The sequence below is a fragment of the Xanthobacter autotrophicus genome (genome assembly GCF_029991245.1).
GTDB classification, from domain to species: domain Bacteria; phylum Pseudomonadota; class Alphaproteobacteria; order Rhizobiales; family Xanthobacteraceae; genus Xanthobacter; species Xanthobacter autotrophicus_C.
Window position 1 is genome coordinate 123,836 of sequence record NZ_JAIVFO010000001.1, and the last position, 23,504, is coordinate 147,339.

A 23,504-nucleotide genomic window follows, 5' to 3' on the forward strand; every position below is an offset into this window, starting at 1 on the left:
ATCGGGCCGACCGGCCCCCCATGCAAGAGCGTGTTTTGATGTTGTCCCCTCAATCGAGGGGAGCGACCTTCTCTCCCTCCATCCCGCCCGGCGGCGTCTCGAAATCGAGCTGCTCCAGCCGCAGGCCGCGACGGGCGATCTTGTCGGCGGAGACGATGACGCGGCCCACGTCGTCGCCCACCTGCGCGAAATGCTTGGCGAGATCGCCCACCCGCTCGCGCAGGCGTGTCACGTCGACGACCAGGGCCGCCACTTCCGCCCGCACCCGGTCCGCCGCCTCGCGCATGCGGGCATCCTTGGCGATGGCCTGCACCACCTGGATCGCCAGCATGAGCAGGGACGGCGAGACCAGCACCACGCGCAGGCGGTAGGCCTCCTGCACCACACCGTCGAAATGCTCGGAAATCTCCGCATAGACCGATTCGGAGGGCACGAAGATGAGGGCCACGTCCTGGGTCTCGCCCGGCACGAAATAGCGCTCCGCCACATCGTAGACATGCTTCAGCAGATCGTTGCGCAGCCTTTGCCCCGCAGCCTTGCGGATGTCGGCCGAGGGCGCCTCGCGGAAGGCGGTGACCGATTCCAGCGGGAATTTCGAATCCACCAGCAGCGGGCGCGGGTCGCCGGGCAGGAAGATGGCGCAGTCCGGCCGCTTGCCGTTGGAAAGGGTGTGCTGGAAGGCGAAGCTGCCGCGCGGCAGGCCGTCCGCCACGATGGCCTCCATGCGGGCCTGCCCGAAGGCGCCCCGCGCCTGCTTGTTGGCCAGCGTGTCCTTCAGCGCCACCACCTGGGCGGAGAGGTCGGTGAGGCTGCGCTCCGCCTTCTCCACCATGACGAGGCGTTCGGCGATGCGGGTCAGGCTCTCGTGGGTGGCGCGGGCGCTGGTGGAGAGGGTTTCGCCGATGCGGTGGGAGGTGGCGTCCAGCCGCTCTGCGACCGCGCGGGCAAGCTCGCTCTGCCGGTGGGCAAGCACCTCCGTCATGCTCTGCACCCGGCCCGCGGTTTCCGACTGGACGCGCATGAGTTCGCGCAGGCGACGGTCCATTTCGTCGCGCCGCAGCGCCTCCTCGGCGGCCGCCGCGGCCCGTGCCCGCGACTGGCGCACGAGGGAGACGCCGACCATGAACACAAGCAGCGCAAGCAAACCCGCGCCGAAGGCTGCCGCCTCGGCCAGGGTGACGGCGTGACCCGCCAGACTGAAGAGCGCCTCCCGCATGGCCCCTTCTATCGCGATTCGTAATTCGAACAAACAGCGAACATGTTGACCAAACACGAAGCTTCGCTTATTTCGCGAGAATGGCGACGCGACCCATCCTCATCATCCCCGAGCCCAAGCTGCGCACCCTCTCGGCATCGGTCGAGAAAATCGACAGCGAGGTCCGCAAGCTCGTGGAAGACATGTTCGACACCATGTACGACGCGCCGGGCATCGGCCTCGCGGCGATCCAGGTGGGCGTGCAGAGGCGCGTCGTCACCATTGATGTCGCGCGCGAGGGCGAGGCCAAGAAGCCCATCGCCCTCATCAACCCCGAGATCATCGCGACGTCGGACGAGACCTCGGTCTATAGCGAGGGCTGCCTCTCCATCCCCGAATATTACGAGGAGGTAGAGCGGCCGGCGCGGGTCACCGTGCGCTTCCAGGACCTGGAGGGGCAGGTGCGCGAAGTGGCGGCGGACGGGCTGTTCGCCACCTGCGTGCAGCACGAGATCGACCATCTGAACGGCGTGCTCTTCATCGACCACATCTCGAAATTGAAGCGCGACCGAGTGATCAAGAAGTTCACCAAGCTGGCGCGGCACAAGGACGAGGTCTGACGCCCCGCCGCGCGGCATCGCCTTTCCCGCCCCCGCCGATGCGGTCGCATCCGGGTCCCATCGCTCAACCGCCGCGCGGGCCTGACCGGACTTGACAGACCGGACTGGGCAGGCCGCGCCGGCCCGGATCAGGCAGCATGCGCATCGTCTTCATGGGAACGCCGGAGTTCGCCGTGCCGACCCTTTCCGAGATCGTCGGCCGCGGGCACGAGGTGGTGGCGGTCTATAGCCGCGCGCCCGCTCCGGCCGGCCGGCGCGGGCTCGATCTCACCCCCTCCCCGGTCCATCAGGTGGCCGAGCGCTTCGGCCTGAAGGTGCTCACCCCGAAAAGCCTGCGCAGCCCGGAAGCAGCAGCGGAATTTGCCGCCCACGACGCCGACGTGGCGGTGGTGGTGGCCTATGGCCTCATCCTGCCGCCGGCCATCCTTCAGGCCCCGCGCCTCGGCTGCCTCAACCTGCATGGCTCGCTGCTGCCCCGCTGGCGCGGCGCGGCGCCCATCCAGCGCGCCATCATGGCCGGGGATCAGGCCACGGGCGTGAGCGTGATGCAGATGGAGGAAGGCCTCGATACCGGCCCCGTGGGCCTCGTGGAGCGCATGGCCATCGGCCCCGACATGACGGCGGGCGAACTCCACGACGCCATGATGGTGCTGGGGGCCGACCTGATGGCCCGCGCGCTGGCGGCGCTGGAGCGCGGCGGCCTCGCCTTCACCCCCCAGCCGGAGGCGGGCGTCGCCTATGCGGCCAAGATCGAGAAGGCGGAGACCCGCATCGACTGGTCGCAGCCGGCGCAGGTGGTGCACGATCGCATCCGCGGGCTGTCGCCCTTCCCCGGCGCGTGGTTCCCGCTGGGGCCGGACGCGGCCCGGGTGAAGGTGCTGCGCTCGACCCTCGCGGACGGCACGGGCGCGCCCGGCGAGGCGCTGGACGACCGCCTCACCATCGCCTGCGGTTCCGGTGCAGTGCGGCTGGTGGAATTGCAGAAGGCCGGCAAGCAGCCGGCGGGGGCAGCGGCCTTTCTCAACGGAAACGCCGTACCCCCCGGCACCCGGCTCGCCTGAGCCGCCCCGGCCCGCCATGCCCCGCTACAAGCTCACCATCGAATATGATGGCACCCCCTATGCCGGCTGGCAGATCCAGGCCGACCAGGAGACCGTGCAGGGCGCGCTGGCGCAGGCGTTCCGCCGCTTCTGCGGCGAGGAGGTGCACGTGGCCGGCGCCGGACGCACCGATGCGGGGGTTCATGCCACCGGGCAGGTGGCCCATGTGGACCTCTCGCGGCACTGGCGGAGCGACACGGTGCGCGACGCCATGACCGCCCAGCTGCGCCCCCATCCCATCGCCGTCCTGAGCGCCGAGGAGGTGCCGGCGAGCTTCGATGCCCGCTTCTCCGCCACCAAGCGGCACTATCTCTACCGCATCGTCAACCGGCGGCCGGACCTCGCCCTCGACCGCGACCGGGCCTGGCGCATCCCGCAGAGGCTCGACGCGCAGGCCATGCACGTTGCGGCCCAGCGGCTGCTGGGCAAGCACGATTTCTCCACCTTCCGCGCCGCCGAATGCCAGGCCGCCTCGCCGCTGAAGACGCTGGACCAGCTGGATGTCTCCCGCTCCGGCGATGAAATCCGCATCGTCACCTCGGCGCGGTCCTTCCTGCATCATCAGGTGCGCTCCATGGTGGGCTCGCTGATGCGGGTGGGCGAAGGCCGCTGGAGCGCGGACGATCTGGAATCCGCCCTCAAGGCCGCCGACCGCACCCGCTGCGGCCCCATGGCACCCGCCGCCGGGCTCTATCTGGCCGCCGTCAGCTATTAGAGCACGCGCGCTCTTTCCTTAAGTTTAGAGCGTTTGCGAGCAAGGCCGACGCCGGTCCGCGCGACGAAAGCGCGCCAAGGCAAGACGCTGGAGCGGTTGCCGTGAGCCAAGGCGAACGGATAGCCGGTGCTCTTGTCTCAATTCACAGGGCGATGTCGGGCAGCCAGCGGATGGCCATGGCGAACGTCTGCGCGCCGCCCGGCGGAATGTGCGCGAGCCCGGGCTTCTCGACGAAGGGCCGCGCGTCCGCCTCCGGCGTCGCATGGCCGTACCAGGGCTCGATGCACAGGAACGGCGCGCCCGGCTTCGACCACAGGCCGAGCTGCGGCATGCCCGGAAAGGCGATCTCAAGCCCCGGCGCGCCGGGCACCCCGAAGCGGATGCGCTGGGAGCGGACGGTCCGGAAGATCAGCGCATCGCGTTCAAACAAGGCGTCGTCGGGCGCGATGATCCCGCTCGCCGCCGGATTGGGCTCGGTCGCAGCCGAAAGAAGGCCCCCGACCGGCCGGTGCACCGGCTCGGCCTCCGCCGCCTCGAACACCAGCCGGTGGTCGGCCCGGCTGCCGCCATAGGGCAGCGGCCACAGGAAGGCCGGATGGAAGCCGAAGCTCGCGGGCAGGCTTTCCGATCCGGGATTGCGCACGGTCGCCGCGATGGTGAGGGTGGCGTCCTCGAGCCCGTAGGCCACGTCGAGTTCGAAGGCGAAGGGATATTGCGCGCGGGTCTCAGCGCTCGGCAGCAGCTGGAACACGGCGCGCCGGGGCTGCTCCTCCACCAGATCGAACAGGCTGCGCCGGGCGAAACCGTGCTGCTTCATGCCATGGCGCTGCCCGTCGTGGACCAGCTCATCGTCCGGCAGCCGGCCGACTATGGGAAACAGCAGCGGCGCCCGGCCCGCCCAGAACGCCGGATCGCCATGCCACAGGAGGTCGCGGCCGGCGCCGTCGCGCAGCCGCACCAGCTCGGCGCCGAGGCTTGCAATCTCCGCCGACAGGGCGCTCGAACTCAGCGTCACCGTCTTGCCTGCCATGGTCCTGCGCCCTCCGGGTCCTGCGCCTGCCGCCATCCCTACCATCGGAGGATGACGAAAAGCACCCTGGTCGCGGTTGGGTCCGAAACGCGGCCCGCGCCTTGCCTGCCACCGCCGGGCCGTCGCCGGTTTCGCCGCAGGGCAGCCTTTGCCACGTCGTGTTTGCGACATTTGGCGGTCCAGTGGCGGAGCGCCTGTGGTGGTCCGCAACTTGCGTGTGGCGGGCCAGACGTTGGTTTTTGCGAAGGCGACCCCGATGGCGTTCACCTCTGTCTGTCCCACGAGTGCCGTAAGCGAGGGGGCCATGGGCCTCTTTCAAGTCGGTCGCAAGAGCGTGCTGCTGGTCTGGCCGACGGGCGGCGAGCTGAAGGCCTATCGCGGACGCTGCCCCCATGCGGACATGCCGCTGACCGATGCCACCTTCAACGGGCAGACCGTCACCTGCCCGATCCACGTGTGGGGCTTCGACGGCACCAGCGGCAAGTGCGTGACCCACCTGGTGCGCAATGCGCTCCACCCCTATGAGTTGCGGGTCGAGGGCGACGAGATCCTGGTGGACGTGGGACCGGTCAAGCCGGCGCGCGCGTCGGCTTGACCCATAGGCGCGGCGTCAATCGCCGCCGAGGGTGATCCGGCCGAGGCTTGCCACCTCGGCTTGGCCGACGCGGCGGGCCTCGAGCTGCTTCGCCGACGGGTCCGGCCGGGCCATGTGGAAGCGGACGACCTGCGCCGGGCGCCCCCCGTCCGGCGGCGCGCTCACCAGGAGGTCGGCCCCCTCCGTGGTGCTGGTGGTGGCAACGCTCAGGCCGCGCCCGCCCGCCCCGAACGGCTGCAGCGTCGCCATCTCGCCGAAGGCAACCTGAGGATGCGCGGCGGCGCTGTGGAGATACATGGCCGGCCCGCCATCCAGCGCCGAGCCGCTGGAGAACACCTTCACCGCCCCGCCGTCGAGCTGGCCCACCACGATCCGCTCGGCGCCGCCCAGGACCCCGGCCAGCCAGCCGGTGGCGAGGGAGACGCCGCCCTTGTAGTCATCGCCGAAGGGCGAAAATTCGGCCGTGGTCACCGGCTCGAACCGGTCCACATTGCCCCGGCAGATATCACCGAAGGGCGCGAGGGCGGCCGGGATCGGCGTCGCCGGCGCGGGCGGTGACAGGGCCACCGCCGTTCCGGCGCCGACGGGCGACAGCAGCGGGAAGGCGAACACCCTCACCCGCGCCGGCACGCCGGGACCGGGCGCGGTCACGATGCTCTGCCGGCCGGTGGAAAAATCCACGAAGCCGGTGCTGAGGGTGACGCCGGAGCGGTCGTCGCCATAGGGGCTGAAGGAGGAGAACAGGGCCGGCGCCCACCCCAGCGGCAGCAGGGTGGAGCGGAACACCTTCACCTCGCTGCGCGCGCCGGGTCCCGAGCCGGCGATGATATTGTCCGCCGCCGTGCCGTCGATCTGGGCGACGGCGACGCTGACTCCCCCCGTGGCGCCCGCATCGAACGCCCGGAACCGGGCGAGTTCCCGGATGAAGGGGACGGCCCCCTTCGCTGCCGCGCCCGAGACCACCACCACCTCCGGCGCGCGGCCGGCACCTGCGCCCACCACGAGGTCATGGACGCCGTCGCCATCCACATCGCCCATGGCGACGCTCACCGTGCCCTCGAAGCCGGGGAAGGGCGTGACGGTGGCGATGGGGCGGTCGCCGTTGTTGTCGAACACGCGGACGCTGGCCGCCCGTCCCGGTCCGCCGGGGAGCGCGACCGCGTAGGTGGACACCGCCGGGATGATGTTCACCAGCGCCATCAGGCCGTTGTCCTCATGGTTGAGGCGATGGCAGTGCATGACGAACAGGCCGGCATAGTCCAGGAACCGCGTGCGGATGGAGAGGGTGCCGGGCTGGATCACGCTCTCCTCCGGGCCAAGGTTCGGCGCCGGTACGTTGACGTTGTCGAGCCCCTGCATCAGCGGCCCGAGCGTCAGATCCACGGTGGGGTCGGACATGGCGACGAGCTGGAAGTCGTTCACATGCACGTGGATGGGATGCTCGTCGTTGTTGACGTTGCTGAAGGCCCACTCCTCCACCGAGCCGAGGCGCGGCTGGATCAGCGGGACATTGGGGAAGGCGCCGCTGTCGAAGGCATAGATGAAGCTCTTCGGGTCGGCCGTGCTGGCAAGATCATTGAGGAAGCCGCCATTGATGAGGATGCGGCGGGTGAGGTCGGGCGTCAGCTTCGAGAGGTCATCGAACGGCACGCCGGCCACCAGCGGCTCGCCCTCGCGGAACGGTGTCGTGGTGCCCTTCGTGGCGTCCTTCGCGCTGGCCTGGCCCCCGTCCGGCACCGCCCGCGCCAGCACCTGGGTGGGGAAGAAGAAGAAGCCGTCGAAATAGCTCACCGCAGCAGGCGCCACGCTGAGGGTGCCGAGCACGGCGGGCGGGTTGTCGGTGCCGTTGGCGGTATAGAGGATGCCGGGCGCGTTCTGCGTCCGCGCGCCACCGCCCAGCGGCGGCATCTCCAGCACCAGGTCGCCGGTCTCCGGCATGGTCACGGCGATGGCGAAGCGCGACGCCGGCGGGATGAGGAGGCGCGTGCCGTCCTCGTCCTCGGGAAACCGCACCACCGGGCTCGGGTTGCCGTCCTGCCCCACGATGGCGATCTTCGGGTGGCGGCCCGTCGCCGTCTCGGTGAGGCGCAGGTTCACATAGGCGATGTCGCTGATGTTGGAGAGCACCCAGATCTCGGTCTGCCCCGCCTTGGTGCGCAGGGTGGGCTGGAACTGGCCGTTCACGGTGAACTGCACGTCGCGCAGGTGATCGGGCTGGGCCGGGTCGGCCGGCACATTGCCGGCGCTGCCGGCGGCGGCGGTGAAGCTTTGCAGGCTGTTCGGGATGAACTGGAAGCGCCCGCGCATGTTGTTGATGGACAAGGGTCCGGCGTACCACACGGTGGCGAACGTCGTACCGGGCCTGGCCTGCGTGAAGTTCACCGGCGCCAGCACGGGGCGATAGGTGCCGGCGGCAAGCGCCCCGGGGGCGGGCGGCTCCAGCGTGCTGACGAATTGCGGCCAGTTGGCATTGTTGAACTGCGGGCTCGCCCCCTGCCGGTCGAACACGAAATTATACTGCAGCGCCATGGTGCGGATGGGGATGGCCTGCCGCGTCACCACCGGCAGATTGCCGTCCGCCCGCCCGATGGTGAGCAGGCCCGCCAGGCCGAAATAGACATGGGGCGCCGTCAGCGTATGCAAATGCGGATGATACCAGTAGGCGCCCTGCGGATGCTCGGCGGGGATACGGTAGACGTAGGTGTTCGCGGTGCCCGCCGGCATGTGCAGCAGCACATTGTCCGAATTGCCCTTGGGGCTCACGTGCAGGCCGTGGGTGTGCAGGTTGATGGGCGATTCCGAAAGCGGCGCGGGATGGAGCGGCACGGCGGCGCCCCGCGCGGCATAGTTCGGATCGTAGAAATCGCGGACGGTGAGGTCCTTCAGCCCGTTCTCCAGGTGGATGACGAGGGTTTCGCCCGGGGCCACCTGCAATGTCGGCGCGGGATAGACATCGCTGGCGGAGGCGATGCCGTTGGAGGCCGTGCCTTGCACGAGGGTATAGCCGAACAGCAGCGCGTTCCTGACGGGAACGGCTGCGGTGTCGAGCCGGGCGGCACCCTGGTGCGCGTTCAGCCGCACTTCGAGCACGCCATCCTTGCTGGCGAGGGTGACGGGCTCGGCGAAGGCGGGGGAAACGCGGCTGTGCCCGTCGGCCTGCGCCGGCCCTTGGGCGGCGCCTGCGATTGCAGCGAGGGCAACGAGAATCCAGCAAAAACGTCCGCGTGTGCCGTTGGTCCGTTCCATGCGTCTCCCCCGCCCTCTTTGTATTTTGTGCCACCTTAGCACCGCTCACGGCCGCGGAGGCAACGGCTCTGCATGCGGCCACAGGGCGAGCCGAGGCCCATCTCCGGCTCGTTCTCCGGTTCACTGTGCGGGTGCGGTTGCTGCCCGTCGACCGGCGCCCGGCCAGGACGCGAGCGCTGGCTCGCGCGGTCCCATTCTTGCAGCCCGGGCAGCATGGATGTCACACGAGACGATCCGAGCTGGAGCCATGACACATCCCATGCCCCACCCTGACCGCGCCGGCCGCGCCATCGCGTGCCCCGCCTGCGATGCCGTAACCACCCTGGCCGCCGCGGAGGATGCCAAGGCCGCCCGCTGCGCCGCCTGCGGAGGACCGCTTTTCACCGGCCGGCCCATGGCGCTGACCGCCGCGCGCTTCAACGCCCACACCGGGCAGAGCGACCTGCCGCTGGTGATCGACTTCTGGGCCGACTGGTGCGGGCCGTGCAAGAGCATGGCCCCGGTGTTCGAGGCGCTGGCCGCCGAGTTCGAGCCCCATGTCCGCTTCGCCAAGGTGGACACCGATGCCGAGCGGGAGCTGGCCGAATATTTCCGGATCAGCACCATCCCCACCCTCAGCTTCATCCATGAGCACCGCGAGGTCGCCCGCGTCGCCGGTGCCATGTTTGCCGGCGACCTGCGCCGCTGGCTCTACGACGCCCTGTCCCAAACCGAGGGCACGGCCCGGGATACAGAGGAGGACACCGCATCGCCGGCTCACGAGCCGGAAACCCCCTGAGCCGCGACAGGGAGAGATCAGCTCGCCCAAGGCGCCGATGGTAGGCTGAGCCGGCTCAAGCTGACGCACAATCGAAGGTGCGCGCCCAGGCAGCAGGAGAATGGGGACGGCCGCACGCCTGCTCCTATTCGCCGCCCTTGTGTTTCCGCCGTCGGCATAGCCAATATCCTCCGGCGACTCCGCCCGAGTTGTGACATGGTTGAACCCGATATCCTTTTCACCCGTATCCTCGAATTCATGCAGGGCGGAGCGCTCGCCCTCGACCGCCGGGGCCACGTGCGGGCCTTCAACCCAGCGGCGGAACGGATGCTTGGCCTGTCGCCGGCACGCGCCGGGGAGTACCCCTTTGCAACCGTGCTGTTCGACGATCCGGCCAATGACGATTTCGCGCAGGCGTTGCTGGACGCCGTCTACGAAGCCGACAACTGCCACAACCGCGACATCCGATATTATCGGGACGGCGAGCTTGTTTGGCTCAACATGATCACCTCGACCCTGTGGTCGCACCCCTCAAAGGACAATCCCGCCCGCAAGGTGGGCGTGGTGGCGCTGTTCATCGACATCACCGAACGCACGATCGCCACCGCCGAGCTGCGGCGCGCCAACGAAGAGCTGGAGCGGCGGGTCCAGGAGCGCACCGGGCAGCTCGCCGAGGCCAATCTCAAGCTCCAGCGCGAGATTGCCGAGCGCGTCCGGGCGCAGGAGCAGATCGCCCACCTTGCCGAGCACGACGTGCTCACCGAGCTGCCGAACCGCCGGCGCTTCGAGCGATGCCTTTCCGCCGCCGTCGACGAGGGGGGATCGTTCGCCCTCCTCTATCTCGATCTGGACGGGTTCAAGGTCATCAACGACACTCACGGCCACGACACCGGCGACGGCCTGTTGCAGAACGTGGCCGGCCGGCTCAAGGCCTGCCTGCGCGACGGCGACACGCTGGCGCGGCTCGGGGGCGACGAGTTCGCCGTCATCCTGAAATCCGTCCGCACGGCGGCAGACGCCGAGCCGGTGGTGGAGCAGATCATCACCCATGTGGGCGCGCCGTATGATGGCGATGGCGATCTCAAGCTGACCATCAGCGTCAGCGTCGGCATCGCGCTCCACCCGCAGGCCGGGCGCACCCCGCGCGTGCTGCTCCAGGCCGCCGACCGGGCCATGTACGAGGCCAAGCGCGGTGGGCGGCAGCCGGTTCGCCCCCCGGCGCCGGACAGCAAGGACGTCTAGAGCCCGTTCGGCAAACACCGGTTCGCCGAACATGCTCTAAACCTTTGTTTCATCGCAATTGCGGACGCAAAACCGCTTCGCGCTTTTGCTGGAATTGCTCTAGGACGCTCATCCCTCTCGACCATGGCGCCTCGTGGATCCGGTCTGGGACACGGGCGCGATCCGGCGCCGTCAGCCGGCCCGCTCAGTCCGGCGGCGGCGCGCCGGCCAGCCCCAGCACGTCTTCCAGCCGGTCCAGCACATGGCGCACCGCCCGGGTGTCGTCCGGCCCCAGGGCCGCGCACAGGCGGGCCTCGAAGGCGCTCATGTCCGGCACGATGGCGCGGTAGGTGGTGAGGCCCAAGGGCGTGAGGCTCAGGAACTCCTCCCGGCGGTCCTGCGGATTTTCGACCCGCGACAGCCAGCGCCGCTCCTCCAGCCCCTGCACCGCCCGGCTCACCTTGGTCTTGTGCAGCCGGGCATGGCGGCCCACCTCCCGCGCCGTGCTGCGGGGCAATTGGGCCAGCGTCGCCAGCACCCGCCATTCGGGAATGGTGAGGCCGAACTTGCGGCCATAGACCTCCCGCAACTGCTCCGACACCGCGGCGGCCACGCGGTTGAGCCGGTAGGGGAGGAAACGTTCGAGGTCGAGGGTGCTGTCGAGCGTTGTCATGGCTTGTTAGTTACATTTTCAACTGTCATGGTCGCAACCAAATTCTGGAGGTCGCAAATTTTGGAGGTCGCCATGAACAGTCTGCCCCAACCCCACCTGTCGGGCACGCCGGTGCGCCGGAGCGCGCTCGTGCCCGGCTACATGTCCGGCTTCGGCAATTCGTTCGAGACCGAGGCGCTGGAGGGCACCTTGCCCATCGGCCGCAACTCGCCGCAAAAGATCAATTACGGGCTGTATGCCGAGCAGCTTTCAGGCTCGCCCTTCACCGCGCCCCAGGCGGTGAACGAGCGCTCCTGGCTCTACCGCATCCGCCCCACGGTGAAGCATTCCGGCCGCTACCGGCGGGTGGACAAGGGCCTGATCCGCACCGCCCCCATGGCGCGCGACGAGAGCGACCTGACGCTGGGCCAGTATCGCTGGAGCGCGCTGCCGCTGCCGCAGGACAAGCGCACCTTCCTCACCGGCCTTGCCACCCTGACCACGGCGGGCGATGCGGACAGCCAAAGCGGCATGGCGGCCCACATGGCCTTCGTCACGGCGTCCATGGAGAACGACTATTTCTTCAATGCCGACGGCGAATTGCTGGTGGTGGCGCAGCAGGGGGCGCTGCGCTTTCGCACCGAGTTCGGCGTCATCGACATCGCGCCCGGCGAGATCTGCCTGATCCCGCGCGGCGTGATCTTCAAGGTGGAGCTGATCGACGGGCCGGCCCGCGCCTATGTGTGCGAGAATTACGGCGCCACCTTCACCCTGCCGGACCGTGGCCCCATCGGCGCCAACTGCCTTGCCAACCCGCGCGACTTCCTCACCCCCGTCGCCGCCTATGAGGACAAGGAGGCGCCCTCGCAGCTGTTCGTGAAGTGGGGCGGCGAGCTGTTCGTCACCGAGATCGGCCAGTCGCCCCTCGACGTGGTGGCCTGGCACGGCAATTACGCACCTTACAAGTACGACCTGCGCACCTTCTCCCCGGTGGGCGCCATCGCCTTCGACCATCCGGACCCGTCCATCTTCACCGTGCTCACCTCGCCCTCGGGCACGCCGGGCACGGCGAATATCGACTTCGTCATCTTCCCCGAGCGCTGGATGGTGGCCGAGAATACCTTCCGCCCGCCGTGGTATCACCGCAACATCATGTCCGAATTCATGGGCCTCATCTTCGGCGTCTATGACGCCAAGCCGGAAGGCTTCGAGCCGGGCGGCTTCTCCCTGCACAATCTCATGCTGCCCCACGGGCCGGACGAGCAGGCGTTCGAGCACGCGTCCACCGGCGAGCTGAAGCCGGTGAAGCTGGAGAATACGCTGGCCTTCATGTTCGAGACCCGCGTGGCCCAGCGCGTCACCGCCTATGCCGCCGGGGTGCCGCAGCTGCAGGCCGATTATGTGGGCTGCTGGGCCGGCCTCAAGAAGCGCTTCGACCCCACCCGCAAGGATGCGTGGTGAGGGGAGGCCGATACTGCGCAGCTGATTTCACCTCTATCCCCGCGCCGGGACGACATCCCGCGCGGGCGCCCCATTGCACTCCCCTGCCCGGACCTCTGCCATGATCGACGCGACCCACGACCCCGCCCGCACCAGCTGGGTGGCCTCGGCCAATGGCCATCCCGATTTTCCCATCCAGAACCTGCCGCTGGGCGTCTTCAGCCCGCCGGGCGGGTCCCCGCGCGGGGGCGTCGCCATCGGCGATGACATCCTCGATCTTGACGCGGCGCTGGAGCTGGACCTGTTCGAGGACATGGCGAAGACGGCCGCCGAGGCGGCGGCGGGAGCCAGCCTCAACGCCTTCTTCGCCCTCGGGCCGGTTCCGCGCGCCGCGCTGCGCGCACGCCTCGTCCAGCTTCTGGATGCCCATGGCGCGGAGCGGGCCACGGTGGAAGGCCACGCCGGCCGGCTGCTGCATCGCGCGGCGGACTGCACGCTGCATCTGCCCGCCGCCATCGGCGATTACACGGATTTTTACGCCGGCATCTCCCACGCCACCAATGTGGGCAAGCTGTTCCGGCCCGATAGTCCGCTGCTGCCCAACTACAAATACGTGCCCATCGGCTATCACGGGCGGGCCTCCTCCATCCGGCCCTCGGGCTTCGAGGTGCGGCGGCCCAACGGCCAGCGCAAGCGCCCGGACGAGGCGGAGCCGACCTTCGGCCCCTCCCGCAACCTCGACTACGAGCTGGAGCTGGGCCTCTTCGTCGGGCCGGGCAACGATTTGGGCGAGCCCATCTCCATCCACGCCGCCGGCGACCACATCGCCGGCTACTGCCTGCTCAACGACTGGTCCGCCCGCGACGTGCAGGGTTGGGAATACCAGCCGCTGGGCCCGTTCCTCGCCAAGAACTTCGCGTCGACCATCTCGCCCTGGGTGGTGACCCCCGAGGCGCTGGCCCCCTTCCGCATCGCCCAGCCCGCGCGGCCGGAGGGCGATCCCGCCCCCCTGCCCTATCTGCTCGATGCCGCCGACCAGGCGCAGGGTGCCCTCGACATCACCCTGGAGGTGCTCATCGAGACACAGGGGCTCAAGGAGAAGGGCCTGCCGCCCCATCGCCTGTCGCGCGGCTCGTCCCGCGACCTCTACTGGACCTTCGCCCAGTTCGTGGCGCACCACACGTCCGGAGGCTGCAACCTCGCGCCCGGCGACCTGCTCGGCACCGGCACCATCTCCGGCCCGACGCCGGACAGCTTCGGCAGCCTGCTGGAGCTGTCCCAGGGCGGCAAGGCGCCCATCACCCTGGCATCCGGAGAGGAGCGGCGCTTCCTGGAGGACGGCGACACGGTGATCATCACCGGGCGCGCCGACCGCGAGGGCTTCGTCTCCATCGGCTTCGGCGCCTGCAGGGGCACCATCCTGCCGGCGCACGGGTGAGCGCCGTGCGGCTCTACACCTACTGGCGCTCTACCTCGGCCTACCGGGTGCGCACCGCGCTGGCCCTGAAAGGCATCGCGACGGAACAGGTGCCGGTGCACCTGGTGCGAAACGGCGGCGAGCAGCACGCCCCGGCCTATGCCGCCCTCAACCCGCAGCAGCGCCTGCCGGCCCTGGTGCTGGATGATGGCACCGTGCTCACCCAGTCCCCCGCCATCCTCGAATATCTGGAGGAGGCCTATCCCGAGCCGGCCCTGCTGCCGGCCGCTTCCATCGCGCGGGCGAAGGTGCGCGCGGTGGCGGCGCTCATCGGCTGCGACATCCACCCGCTCAACAATGTGTCGCCCCTCACCGTCCTGCGGCGCGAGCTGAAGCAGGACGAGGCGGCGGTCTCGGCCTGGATCGCCCGCTGGATCACGGACGGCTTCCGCGCGGTGGAACAGCTGATCGGCGACGCCGGCTATTGCTTCGGCCCCAGGCCCGGCCTGGCCGACCTCTATCTGATCCCGCAGGTCTATTCCGCCCGGCGCTTCAACGTCCCGCTGGAGGCCTATCCCCGCATCCTCCGGGTCGATGCGCTGGCGGCGGCCCATCCGGCCTTCATCGCTGCCCATCCCGCCCGGCAGGCCGATGCCGAGTGATGCCAGAGGCCCCGGTCCTTGACCGGGGCCGGGTGGGTTTCGCTCAGGAGGCCGTCCGGGAACCGGCCTGTCCCTTCACCGGTGCGTTGCCATGGATGAGGTCGCGGGCGGCATGGATGCCGTCGGTGATCTCGATGGCGAAGCGCTCCGCATCCCGGCGGCGCACGCTCTCCACCACGCGGGTCACTTCCTCATCCTCCACGTCGAGCAGGGACAGGCCCTTGGCGCCGAGCGCGAGCGCTGATTCCAGCGTCTCCCGGATCTGGAAGTCGACGCCCGCATGGATCAGCTCGATGGCATGCTCGCGATCAAACGCCCGGGCGATCACCGGAACGAGGGGAAACTCCGCCTTGACGAGTTCCGCGATCTTCAGGCTGGCCTCGCGATCGTTCACGGTGACGACGATGAGGCGGGCCTCACCCGCGCCCGCCGCGTGCAGGATGTCGAGGCGCGTGCCGTCGCCGTAATGCACCTTGAAGCCGAAATCCCGCGCGTCGCGGATGCTGTCGGTATTGGTCTCGATGATGGTGATGGAGCAGCTGCGGGCCAGCAGCGGCTGGCTCACGATCTGGCCGAAGCGGCCAAAGCCGATGAGCAGCACGCTGGCCGACAAATTCTCCGGCGCCTCCATGCCCTCCAGGGAGGGGGCGGGCTTGGGCATCAGGCGATCGTGGGCGATGACGAGGAGCGGCGTCGCCGCCATGGAGACGATGATGGTGGCGGTGAGGATGGCGTTGCCGGTGATGTCGAGGATGCCCACGCCGGTGGCCGCGGCGTAGAGCACGAAGGCGAATTCACCGCCCTGCGCCATCAGCACGGCGCGCTCCAGCGCCTCGCGGTGGCCGGCGCGGAATAGCCGCGCCACCCCATAGATGCCGATGATCTTCAGCACCATGTAGGCGACGACGGACACCGCCACGAGGCGCCAGTTGGCGGCGATCACCGCAAGGTCGAGCGCCATGCCCACGCCGAGGAAGAACAGGCCGAGCAGCACGCCGCGGAACGGCTCCACATCCGCCTCCAGCTGGTGCCGGAACGAGGATTCCGACAGCAGCACGCCGGCGAGGAAGGCGCCCATGGCCATGGAGAGGCCCGCCGCCTGCATCAGCAGCGCCGCCCCCAGCACCACCAGCAGGGCGGCGGCGGTCATCACCTCGCGGGCCCGCGCCTTGCCGAGCAGGCGGAACATGGGATCGAGCGCATAGCGCCCCGCCACCACCAGCGCCGCGATGGCGCCGAGGCCGATGCCCACGCTGGCGAGGCGCTGCTCAAGCGTCACCTCGGCCCCGCCCGGCGCCAGAAAGGCGACGAGGGCCAGAAGCGGCACGATGGCGAGGTCTTCCAGCAGCAGGATCGCCATGATGCGGTGGCCCTTGGGCAGGCCCAGGGCGCGGCGTTCCTCCAGCATCTGCATGACGATGGCGGTGGAGGTGAGCACGAAGCCGGTGCCCGCCACGAAGCTCTGCGCCGCCGGAAAACCGAGCGCGAGACCCACGCAGATGAGCAGCGCGATGCACACCCCCACCTGCACCAGGCCGAGGCCGAAGATTTCCCCGCGCATGGACCACAGGCGCGAGGGCTGCATCTCCAGCCCGATGATGAACAGGAACATGACCACGCCCAGCTCGGCCACGTGGAGGATGGACTGGGGATCGGAAAACAGGCCAAGCCCGAACGGGCCGATGACGAGGCCGGCGGCGAGATAGCCGAGCACCGAGCCGAGGCCCAGCCGCTTGAACAGCGGCACCGCCACCACCGCGGCCGCCAGCAGGACGACTACGGGAAGGATATCGAAGCCGTGCGCGGCGGCGGCGTGTGCGGTCTCGGCGGCCATGCGGTGTCCCTGATGCTGCGTTGCCCCCAGAATGGCAGGCCGCAACGCAAAAAGCGAAGTGGCTGCGGTGCCGCACGCCGCGCGGCGCGACACCGGCACCCGTATCACTTGGTGGTGTAGCCACCGTTCACGAGGATGGTCTGGCCTGTCATCCACCAGCCCTCCGAAACCAGGAAGCGGATGTAGGGCACGATATCCTCGATGTCGGTCAGGCCGGTTTTCGAGAAGGCGGAGAGGGCTGCGGCGGACTTGTGGTAGGCCTGCGCCTCGGGGGTCTCCTCGCCGTAGAAGAAGGGCGTGTCCATGGGGCCGGGGCCGATGGCGGTCACCGAGATGCCCCGTGCCCCGAACTCCTTCGCCGCGGCCCGGGTGAAATGCTCCACCGGCGCCTTCGTGCCCGCGTAGGAGGCATAGAACGGCGTGAAGGCCCCCAGCAGGGAGGTGACGAGAGTCACGATCTTGCCGTTGTCGTTCACCGCCTTGCCCGCCTCCTTGAGGAAGAAGAAGGCGGACTTGGCGTTCACCGCGCTCATCTCGTCGTATTCGGCCTCGAAGGTCTCCAGGATAGGCTTCTTCAGCACCTTGCCCACCGTGTTCACCGCGATGTCCGGCCGGCCGAAGGCGGCGATAGCATCGGCGAACAGCCGCTCGACCGCGCGCGCCTGGGTCAGGTCGGCCTGGAAGGCGGCCGCCTCAACGCCCGCGGCCTTGACCGCAGCGACGGTGGCCTCGGCCGCGGCGGCGGTCGCCGCGCTATTGTAGTGGATGGCGACAGCCTTCGCGCCGTGGGCCGCCAGATCCCGCGCCAGAAGGCCGCCGAGATTCTTTGCGCCGCCCGCGACCAGAACCGTCTTTCCCGCAATGGTGTGGTCTGTCATCCCCTGAGCCTCCTGTTCTGCCGCCGGACCCCGCTCCCGGCCGCGATGGTGTCGACCCACCCTATTGACTGCACCTGCTGGATAAATCCGCTACCATTGCCAAGACCTGTCGCCATTGACGAACAATCGAGACCCACTTGGACCGCATCGACCTGTTCCGCATCTTCGTCCGGGTGGTGGAATGCGCGAGCTTCACCCGTGCCGCCGACATGCTGGGGCTGCCGCGATCCTCCGTCTCCTCGGCCATCCAGGACCTGGAGGGGCGGGTCGGGACGCGGCTGCTCCATCGCACCACGCGCCGCGTGTCGCCGACCCATGACGGCGCAGCCTTCTACGAGCGGTGCCTGCGCCTGATCCAGGACGTGGAGGAGGCGGAAGGCCTGTTCAGGCAGGCCCGGCAGCAGCCCACCGGCAAGCTGAAGGTGGATGTGCCGGGACGGATCGGCCGCCTCGTCCTTGCGCCCGCGCTGCCAGATTTCCTCGCCGCCCATCCGGGGATCGAGATCGAGCTCGGGGTCAGCGATCGTGCCATCGACCTGGTGGAGCAGGGGGTGGACTGCGCCCTCAGGGTGGGATCCCTGAGCGATTCCAGCTGCATCGCCCGCCCCCTCGGCGATTTGGTGCTCATCAATGTGGCGAGCCCGCGCTATCTTGACACCCACGGCGTTCCCTCGACGCCCGCCGACCTTCCCGGCCATTTCGCGGTGCGCTACGCCTCGCCCTCGACCGGGCGGGTCGAGGATTGGGAATGGATGGAGGACGGCGTCGCGCGCACCCTCGCCCTGCCGGGGCGGGTGACGGTGAACAGCGCCGAGGCCTACATCGCCTGCTGCCGCGCCGGCCTCGGCCTCATCCAGATCCCGGCCTATGACGTGAGGCGCCACCTGGCGGCCGGCGAGCTGGTGGAGGTCATGCCCACGCACCGCGCCGCGCCGCTGCCCATGGCGCTGCTCTATCCCCACCGCCGGCATCTGTCGCCGCGGCTCGAAGTGTTCGCGCAATGGCTCGCCGGCCTGATGCTCCGGGAGCTGGAAGCCGCTGCGTGACCGGCGCGGCCACGCCTCCGGGCCTTGGCGTGGTTCCGTCCGACGCCCGGAAGCTGTTTCGTAGCTTAAGGATGGGGCTGGCGCGGCGGCTCGGCTTCAGCTATATAGATTGAATTCAAATTATTTGAATGATCATAAATCCCATGCTCGATCCTACGTCCGCCCGCGAGCGCTTCGGCATGCTGTTCGTGGTGGTCGCGCGCCGCTGGCGCAGCGCGCTCGATGCCAGCCTCGCCGACAGGGGCCTCTCGGACGCCACCTGGAGCCCCCTCCTCCATATCGGCCGATCCGGCGGCGGCCTCTCGCAGAAGGATCTGGCGGCGCGGGTGGGCATCGACGGGTCGAGCCTCGTCCGCCTGCTCGACATTCTGGCCGCCAAGGGGCTGATCGAACGCCGCCAGGACCCGGCCGACCGGCGCACCAACCTGCTGTTCCTGACCGCGGCCGGCCATGGGGCCATGGCCGACATCCAGAGCATCCTGAACGGCATCGAGGCCCGGATGCTGGCCGATCTCGACGATGCCGAGATGGAAGCCATGACAAAGGCCCTGGAGCGGATCGAGGCGCGGATCCGGGCGTTGCGCCACGGCGGAGACCGGCCGTGATCGCCCGTCCCGCCCTGGAGCGGCTCGGCTTCGATGCGATCCGCCTGAATTTCACCCTGCGCACCGCGCTCGCGGCCTGCTGCGCCGTACTTGTCGCCTGGCTCGTCGGCCTCGAACATCCCCAATGGTCCGCCATGACCGTATGGGCCACCGCCCAGCCGGTGCGGGGGCAACTGGTGGAGAAGAGCTTCTTCCGCGCGGTGGGCACCATCATCGGCTCGGTGGTGGGGATCGGCCTGCTGTTCGCCGCGCAGGGGCAGCAATGGGCCATCGTCCTCGGCCTTGCCGTCTGGATCGGACTGTGCGCGGGGGCCGGCAATCTGGTGCGGGGCTTTGCCTCCTACGGCATCATGCTGGCGGGCTATTCGGCGGCCATGGTGACGCTGCTTCACAGCACGCTGTCGGCCGGCCCCTTCGTGGTGGGCATCGACCGCATGCTCACGGTCCTCCTCGGCATCGCCGTGGCGCTCGCCGTCGGCTGGGTGTTCGCCACGCCGTCCGATCCGGACGATCCCGCGCTCCGGGTGCGCCGGCTGACCGCGCGCATCCTCGACGACCTCGCCAGGCATCTGGCGGGACCGCGACCGCCGGGCCGGGACGAGCACCAGCAGTTGCTCGCCGAAATGGCCGCCATCGAGGACGGGCTGGATGGCCATGCCGCCGGCTCCCTGCGCTCACACGCGACCATCCGGGTCATCCGCCGGCTGCTGTCGGCGCAGGTGGCGCTGCTGCTGTGGATGCGGCGCCCGCCGCGCCCGGCCTCCGACGTGGTGCTGGTGGCCGCCGTGCAGAAGGCCGCCGAAGCCTGCGGCACGTCCGATCAGCCGCAGGATGCCGAAGCCGCCCTGCGCCACGCTGCCCGGCTCACCGGTTCCGACCGCATGCTGCACGAAGCGCTGGCGGACCTCGCCCGTGCCGAGGCCACGCAACCGCCGACCCGGGCCGATGGCCAGCGGGAGAGCGCCGGGGCACATGATGGCGTGGTCCTCCACCGCGACGTCATCGGCGCGCGGGAAGCGCTGATCCGCGCCACGGTCACCCTCCTCGCGGTGGGCGCGGCCTGGCTGGCGACGGGATGGGAGGCCGGAGCCTTCATGCTGCTCGGCACCGCCATCATGACCAGCATCTTCTCCACCGCCGACAATCCGGCGCAGACCCTGCGGCAGGTGCTGGTGGGCCAGATGCTGGGCGCGAGCGGAGCGCTGGCCTGCCGCTGGCTGGTCTGGCCGCTGGCGGGCAGCGCATTCGGCCTGGTGCTGGCCATGATGCCCTTCATCCTGCTGGGGGCGTTCATCCAGGCCCACCGGCGGACAGCGGGTCCGGTCGGCTTCGATTACTCCATGGTGGTGCTGCTGATGCTCCAGCCGGCCTGGCCGCTGACCGGGACCTTCACGCATTCCCTGATGCTCGCCGCCGCCGTCATCCTGGGGCCGGCGGTGGGGCTGCTGGCCTTCCTGCTGATCTTCCCCGTGGATGGCCGCCGGCGGTTGCGCACGCTGGTGACCATGATGGTGCACGACATCCAGTCCATGGCGGAGCGCCGCGGCGCGTCCCGTCACCGTGCCATGTGGCGGGGACGGCTCTATCACCGGGTGCTGCGGCTGGTGCGCTGGGCCGACAAGACCGGCGGCAGCCGGGAGCAGGCCCTAGAGGGGGGCTTTGCCGTGCTGCTGCTGGGCTCCGCCATCGTCCACATGGACGACGTCCTGGGCCGGCCGGATCTGGCGCCGGGAACCGCCCGGCGGCTGAACGCGGCGCGCGCCCGGCTGCGCCGCGTGGGAACGGACCCTGAGCGCGCGGCACGGGCCCTGGGCGCCGCCGCATCCCACCTCGCCGTCTATGGCCTCGGGGATGGGGACCTGCTGCGGGAAGCCGCGACCGAGCTGTCGGAACGCGCCGGCTTCCTGCGGGCGCCCGGCCGCCCGGCAGGCAGGTGGACCCCGTGGCGCGCAGCCTGACCCGCCCGCGACCCTGAGAGACGCGCCGGAGCGGCGCGTCTCTCCATCGCGTTACTTCCCCGCCCCGCCGGCCGCCTTCAGGGCCTGGGTGAGCACCGCGCGGTCGCCGACATGGTTGGCGAGCAGCAGGATGAGCTTGCAGTTCATCAGTTGGGCCTCGTCGTCGCTCAGCAGGCGCTGGCTTTCGATCAGCTCCTCGTAGAAGCCGTCCGGGTCGGGGATATTGGGCGTGCGGTTCAAGGCGTCGTGCCGGGGCGCGTCCGTGGGCATGGCGTGCAGCATGGTGTCTCCTCCTTCAGGCGGCGATGGCGCGCCTGATGGCGCCCTGGATCTTGTCGGGGTCGAAGCTGCGCCAGCGGGCCGCCACATGCTGGTCCGGACGGATGAGATAGGTGGTGCCGTCCATTCCGTCATAGCGCTCGGCGAGGCGGCCCTTGGCGTCCGCCGCATCGATGCCGATGCGCAGCACCGGGGCGACGATGCCCCCCGCCCGCACCTCGCCCAGCGGCGCATCGCCGAAGGTGACCACCGTGAAGCCGCCGCCCAGCAGGCCGAGGAACCAGCCGTCCCTGCCATCCACCCGCACCGGCGCATCGGCGCAGGTGGTGCCCGGCGCCATGAGGCCGGCGAAGGCGTCCTCGTCCGGGGTATTGAGGGGGGAGGCGAGATAGGGCGTGGGGGTGGAGAGCCGCCCGGAATTCACCAGCGGCCGGGCGAAGGGATGGTCCTGCGCCAGTTCCAGCACAGCATTGCGGAAGCGCCGGCTCATGGCGCTCTTGGGGGTGATGAAATCGGTGGAGCGGGTGGAATTGGCGATGTTGTCGTCGGCGGCCAGCGCCCGTTCCTCGTGGTAGGTGTCCATGAGGGTTTCGGGGGCGAGGCCATCCAGCACCAGCTTGAGCTTCCAGCCCAGATTGTCCACGTCCTGCACCCCGGAATTGGCGCCGCGCGCGCCGAAGGGCGAGACCTGGTGGGCGGCATCGCCGGCGAAGATCACCCGGCCGTGACGGAAGCGGTCGATGCGCCGGCAGGCGAACTGGTAGACCGAGGCCCATTCCAGCTCGAACTGCGCATCCGGCCCCAGCATGGCCTTCACCCGCGGAATGATGTTCTCCGGCTTCTTCTCCTCGGTGGGGTCAGCGTCCCAGCCGAGCTGGAAGTCGATGCGCCACACATCGTCCGCCTGCCGGTGCAGCAGCACCGACTGGTTGCGGTGGAAGGGCGGATCGAACCAGAACCAGCGCTCGGTGGGAAACTGCGCCTTCATCACCACATCGGCGATGAGGAAGCGATCCTGGAAGGCCTGGCCGGTGAATTCGGCGCCCACCATCTTGCGGGTGTCGGAATTGGCGCCGTCGCACGCCACCACCCATTGCGCCTCCAGCGTGAACACGCCGTCCGGCGTCTCCACCACGAGGGTGGCGAAATCGTCGTGCTGCTGGAGGGAGAGCAGCTTGTGCTTCCAGCGCAGATCCACCAGGGGCTGGCGGGCGCATTCCTCCACCATGAACTCCTCCAGATAGTATTGCTGAAGGTTGATCATGGCCGGCATCTTGTGGTCCGGCTCGGGCAGAAGATCAAACTGGTAGCGCAGGTCATCTTCGAAGAAGACCTTGCCGATGCGCCAGCTGATGCCCCGCTCCACCATGCGCTCGCCGCAGCCCAGCCGATCCCAGATCTCCAGCGGGCGCTTGGCGTAGCACACCGCGCGCGAGCCCAGCGAGACGGTGTCGTTGTCGTCCAGCACCACGGTGGGAATACCGCGCGCGGCAAAGTCCAGGGCAGCCGTGAGGCCCACGGGGCCGGCGCCGATCACCACCACCGGATGGCGCACGAGGCGGCCGGCCTCCTGCTCGGGCGAGATGCGATAGGGGTATCTGGGATAGGTATAGGTGCTCATCATCGGAGCGTTTCTCCCGAAGCGCGGCGGGCCGTTCGGCCTCGTGACGACTGGTGATGGCGTGCCCGGCGGCGTCCGGGCGCGAGGGTGATCTCAGCTGGCGGAAAATTCCTTCTCGTGGAGCCAGGCGGCGTGGCGCGGGGGCTTCTTGGTCACCGCCCATTCCTCGATCATGGCGGGGGCCACCGCCTTCAGGCGCGCCAGCGTCTCCGGCGTGGTGGTCCAGGCGGCAAGCTCCAGCCGGTGGCCCGACGGATCGAAGAAATAGATGGACTTGAAGATGTCGTGGTCGGTGGGGCCGATGACCTCCACGCCCGCCGCCTCGGCCTTCGCCTTCACGGTCTCCAGCGCGGCCACGTCGCCCACCTGGAAGGCGATGTGCTGCACCCAGTCAGGGGTGTTGGGATCGCGGCCCTGGGGCGGGGAATTGGGCAGCTCGAAGAAGGCCAGGATGTTGCCGCAGCCTGCATCGAGGAAGATGTGCATGTAGGGATCCGGCGCCTTGGTGGAGGGCACCTTGTCCTCGGCGATGGCGCCGATCAGCTCCATGTCGAGGATGTCGCGGTAGAAGTCCACGGTCTGTTTGGCGTCCCTGCAGCGGTAGGCGACGTGATGAATCTTCTCGACGAGCAT

The 23,504-nt window shown here is 69.3% G+C and carries 21 protein-coding genes; 12 read left to right on the plus strand and 9 right to left on the minus strand.

Annotation, left to right across the window (positions count from 1 at the left end; all coding sequences use genetic code 11):
* Positions 1-49: 49 nt before the first annotated feature.
* The gene (locus tag K9U41_RS00515; protein WP_282638880.1) at positions 50-1,216 is read right to left on the minus strand and encodes a DNA recombination protein RmuC; all 1,167 of its coding nucleotides are present in this window, start codon (positions 1,214-1,216) and stop codon (positions 50-52) included.
* Positions 1,217-1,296: 80 nt separating this feature from the next.
* Between K9U41_RS00515 and def the strand changes: the two genes are divergently transcribed.
* The 3 genes from def to truA all read left to right on the plus strand — a co-directional run bounded on the left by def (position 1,297) and on the right by truA (position 3,630).
* Positions 1,297-1,815, plus strand: coding sequence for a peptide deformylase (gene def / locus K9U41_RS00520; protein WP_282638881.1), 519 nt, complete (start codon positions 1,297-1,299; stop codon positions 1,813-1,815).
* 137 nt (positions 1,816-1,952) lie between these two features.
* Entirely contained in the window at positions 1,953-2,876 is a 924-nt protein-coding gene (gene fmt / locus K9U41_RS00525) for a methionyl-tRNA formyltransferase (RefSeq protein ID WP_282638882.1), read from the plus strand.
* Positions 2,877-2,892: 16 nt separating this feature from the next.
* Positions 2,893-3,630: a tRNA pseudouridine(38-40) synthase TruA gene (truA, locus tag K9U41_RS00530; protein ID WP_282638883.1), complete on the plus strand. Its 738-nt coding sequence runs from the start codon at positions 2,893-2,895 to the stop codon at positions 3,628-3,630.
* A 142-nt stretch (positions 3,631-3,772) separates the two neighbouring features.
* Here the strand turns inward: truA and K9U41_RS00535 are convergent, their stop codons facing one another.
* Positions 3,773-4,660 carry an aldose 1-epimerase family protein gene (locus K9U41_RS00535; protein ID WP_282638884.1) on the minus strand — a complete coding sequence of 296 codons (888 nt, stop codon included), beginning with the start codon at positions 4,658-4,660 and terminating at the stop codon, positions 3,773-3,775.
* 256 nt (positions 4,661-4,916) lie between these two features.
* Here K9U41_RS00535 and K9U41_RS00540 point away from each other — a divergent pair, with 256 nt between their 5' ends.
* On the plus strand, positions 4,917-5,255 hold the full coding sequence (locus K9U41_RS00540) for a Rieske (2Fe-2S) protein (protein WP_282638885.1): 339 nt from the start codon (positions 4,917-4,919) through the stop codon (positions 5,253-5,255).
* A 15-nt stretch (positions 5,256-5,270) separates the two neighbouring features.
* Here the strand turns inward: K9U41_RS00540 and K9U41_RS00545 are convergent, their stop codons facing one another.
* Positions 5,271-8,501, minus strand: a complete 3,231-nt coding sequence (locus K9U41_RS00545; RefSeq protein ID WP_282638886.1) for a multicopper oxidase domain-containing protein — start codon at positions 8,499-8,501, stop codon at positions 5,271-5,273.
* A gap of 259 nt (positions 8,502-8,760) precedes the next feature.
* Here K9U41_RS00545 and trxA point away from each other — a divergent pair, with 259 nt between their 5' ends.
* Together trxA and K9U41_RS00555 are read left to right on the plus strand one after the other, a co-directional pair.
* Complete coding sequence (trxA, locus tag K9U41_RS00550; protein ID WP_282638887.1) at positions 8,761-9,279, plus strand: thioredoxin; 519 nt, start codon at positions 8,761-8,763, stop codon at positions 9,277-9,279.
* 195 nt (positions 9,280-9,474) lie between these two features.
* Positions 9,475-10,500 (plus strand): diguanylate cyclase domain-containing protein, encoded by a 1,026-nt coding sequence (locus tag K9U41_RS00555; RefSeq protein WP_282638889.1) that lies wholly within the window; start codon positions 9,475-9,477, stop codon positions 10,498-10,500.
* 184 nt (positions 10,501-10,684) lie between these two features.
* Here K9U41_RS00555 and K9U41_RS00560 read toward each other — a convergent pair whose 3' ends face one another.
* Complete coding sequence (locus K9U41_RS00560) at positions 10,685-11,152, minus strand: MarR family winged helix-turn-helix transcriptional regulator (protein ID WP_282638890.1); 468 nt, start codon at positions 11,150-11,152, stop codon at positions 10,685-10,687.
* Between the two features lie 72 nt (positions 11,153-11,224).
* Here K9U41_RS00560 and hmgA point away from each other — a divergent pair, with 72 nt between their 5' ends.
* From hmgA to maiA, 3 genes are all read left to right on the plus strand, one after another.
* Positions 11,225-12,592 (plus strand): homogentisate 1,2-dioxygenase, encoded by a 1,368-nt coding sequence (gene hmgA / locus K9U41_RS00565; protein WP_282638891.1) that lies wholly within the window; start codon positions 11,225-11,227, stop codon positions 12,590-12,592.
* A gap of 100 nt (positions 12,593-12,692) precedes the next feature.
* Positions 12,693-14,009: a fumarylacetoacetase gene (fahA, locus tag K9U41_RS00570; protein ID WP_282638892.1), complete on the plus strand. Its 1,317-nt coding sequence runs from the start codon at positions 12,693-12,695 to the stop codon at positions 14,007-14,009.
* A gap of 5 nt (positions 14,010-14,014) precedes the next feature.
* The gene (gene maiA, locus K9U41_RS00575) at positions 14,015-14,650 is read left to right on the plus strand and encodes a maleylacetoacetate isomerase (RefSeq protein ID WP_282638919.1); all 636 of its coding nucleotides are present in this window, start codon (positions 14,015-14,017) and stop codon (positions 14,648-14,650) included.
* Between the two features lie 43 nt (positions 14,651-14,693).
* On the opposite strand, the gene K9U41_RS00580 is transcribed toward maiA, so the two are convergent.
* On the minus strand, positions 14,694-16,484 hold the full coding sequence (locus tag K9U41_RS00580) for a monovalent cation:proton antiporter-2 (CPA2) family protein (RefSeq protein WP_282638893.1): 1,791 nt from the start codon (positions 16,482-16,484) through the stop codon (positions 14,694-14,696).
* A 104-nt stretch (positions 16,485-16,588) separates the two neighbouring features.
* Positions 16,589-17,362 carry an SDR family oxidoreductase gene (locus K9U41_RS00585; RefSeq protein WP_282638894.1) on the minus strand — a complete coding sequence of 258 codons (774 nt, stop codon included), beginning with the start codon at positions 17,360-17,362 and terminating at the stop codon, positions 16,589-16,591.
* A 137-nt stretch (positions 17,363-17,499) separates the two neighbouring features.
* Here K9U41_RS00585 and K9U41_RS00590 point away from each other — a divergent pair, with 137 nt between their 5' ends.
* From K9U41_RS00590 to K9U41_RS00600, 3 genes are all read left to right on the plus strand, one after another.
* On the plus strand, positions 17,500-18,408 hold the full coding sequence (locus K9U41_RS00590) for a LysR family transcriptional regulator (protein ID WP_282638895.1): 909 nt from the start codon (positions 17,500-17,502) through the stop codon (positions 18,406-18,408).
* A 143-nt stretch (positions 18,409-18,551) separates the two neighbouring features.
* The gene (locus K9U41_RS00595) at positions 18,552-19,013 is read left to right on the plus strand and encodes a MarR family winged helix-turn-helix transcriptional regulator (protein WP_282638896.1); all 462 of its coding nucleotides are present in this window, start codon (positions 18,552-18,554) and stop codon (positions 19,011-19,013) included.
* Positions 19,010-20,971: an FUSC family protein gene (locus tag K9U41_RS00600; protein WP_282638897.1), complete on the plus strand. Its 1,962-nt coding sequence runs from the start codon at positions 19,010-19,012 to the stop codon at positions 20,969-20,971. The genes K9U41_RS00595 and K9U41_RS00600 overlap by 4 nt, the downstream gene beginning before the upstream one ends.
* 51 nt (positions 20,972-21,022) lie before the next feature.
* Here the strand turns inward: K9U41_RS00600 and K9U41_RS00605 are convergent, their stop codons facing one another.
* The 3 genes from K9U41_RS00605 to K9U41_RS00615 form a co-directional block, all read right to left on the minus strand.
* Positions 21,023-21,253, minus strand: coding sequence for a DUF2783 domain-containing protein (locus K9U41_RS00605; protein ID WP_282638898.1), 231 nt, complete (start codon positions 21,251-21,253; stop codon positions 21,023-21,025).
* Between the two features lie 13 nt (positions 21,254-21,266).
* Positions 21,267-22,871, minus strand: a complete 1,605-nt coding sequence (locus K9U41_RS00610) for an FAD-dependent oxidoreductase (protein WP_282638920.1) — start codon at positions 22,869-22,871, stop codon at positions 21,267-21,269.
* Positions 22,872-22,964: 93 nt separating this feature from the next.
* Complete coding sequence (locus K9U41_RS00615) at positions 22,965-23,504, minus strand: VOC family protein (RefSeq protein ID WP_282638899.1); 540 nt, start codon at positions 23,502-23,504, stop codon at positions 22,965-22,967.

Coding starts and splice junctions, on each gene's coding strand:
- K9U41_RS00515 (WP_282638880.1), bottom strand. CDS start 1,216: ATGCGGGAGGCGCTCTTCAGTCTGGCGGGTCACGCCGTCACCCTGGCC.
- def (WP_282638881.1), top strand. CDS start 1,297: ATGGCGACGCGACCCATCCTCATCATCCCCGAGCCCAAGCTGCGCACC.
- fmt (WP_282638882.1), top strand. CDS start 1,953: ATGCGCATCGTCTTCATGGGAACGCCGGAGTTCGCCGTGCCGACCCTT.
- truA (WP_282638883.1), top strand. CDS start 2,893: ATGCCCCGCTACAAGCTCACCATCGAATATGATGGCACCCCCTATGCC.
- K9U41_RS00535 (WP_282638884.1), bottom strand. CDS start 4,660: ATGGCAGGCAAGACGGTGACGCTGAGTTCGAGCGCCCTGTCGGCGGAG.
- K9U41_RS00540 (WP_282638885.1), top strand. CDS start 4,917: ATGGCGTTCACCTCTGTCTGTCCCACGAGTGCCGTAAGCGAGGGGGCC.
- K9U41_RS00545 (WP_282638886.1), bottom strand. CDS start 8,501: ATGGAACGGACCAACGGCACACGCGGACGTTTTTGCTGGATTCTCGTT.
- trxA (WP_282638887.1), top strand. CDS start 8,761: ATGCCCCACCCTGACCGCGCCGGCCGCGCCATCGCGTGCCCCGCCTGC.
- K9U41_RS00555 (WP_282638889.1), top strand. CDS start 9,475: ATGGTTGAACCCGATATCCTTTTCACCCGTATCCTCGAATTCATGCAG.
- K9U41_RS00560 (WP_282638890.1), bottom strand. CDS start 11,152: ATGACAACGCTCGACAGCACCCTCGACCTCGAACGTTTCCTCCCCTAC.
- hmgA (WP_282638891.1), top strand. CDS start 11,225: ATGAACAGTCTGCCCCAACCCCACCTGTCGGGCACGCCGGTGCGCCGG.
- fahA (WP_282638892.1), top strand. CDS start 12,693: ATGATCGACGCGACCCACGACCCCGCCCGCACCAGCTGGGTGGCCTCG.
- K9U41_RS00580 (WP_282638893.1), bottom strand. CDS start 16,484: ATGGCCGCCGAGACCGCACACGCCGCCGCCGCGCACGGCTTCGATATC.
- K9U41_RS00585 (WP_282638894.1), bottom strand. CDS start 17,362: ATGACAGACCACACCATTGCGGGAAAGACGGTTCTGGTCGCGGGCGGC.
- K9U41_RS00595 (WP_282638896.1), top strand. CDS start 18,552: ATGCTCGATCCTACGTCCGCCCGCGAGCGCTTCGGCATGCTGTTCGTG.
- K9U41_RS00605 (WP_282638898.1), bottom strand. CDS start 21,253: ATGCTGCACGCCATGCCCACGGACGCGCCCCGGCACGACGCCTTGAAC.
- K9U41_RS00610 (WP_282638920.1), bottom strand. CDS start 22,871: ATGAGCACCTATACCTATCCCAGATACCCCTATCGCATCTCGCCCGAG.
- K9U41_RS00615 (WP_282638899.1), bottom strand. CDS start 23,504: ATGCTCGTCGAGAAGATTCATCACGTCGCCTACCGCTGCAGGGACGCC.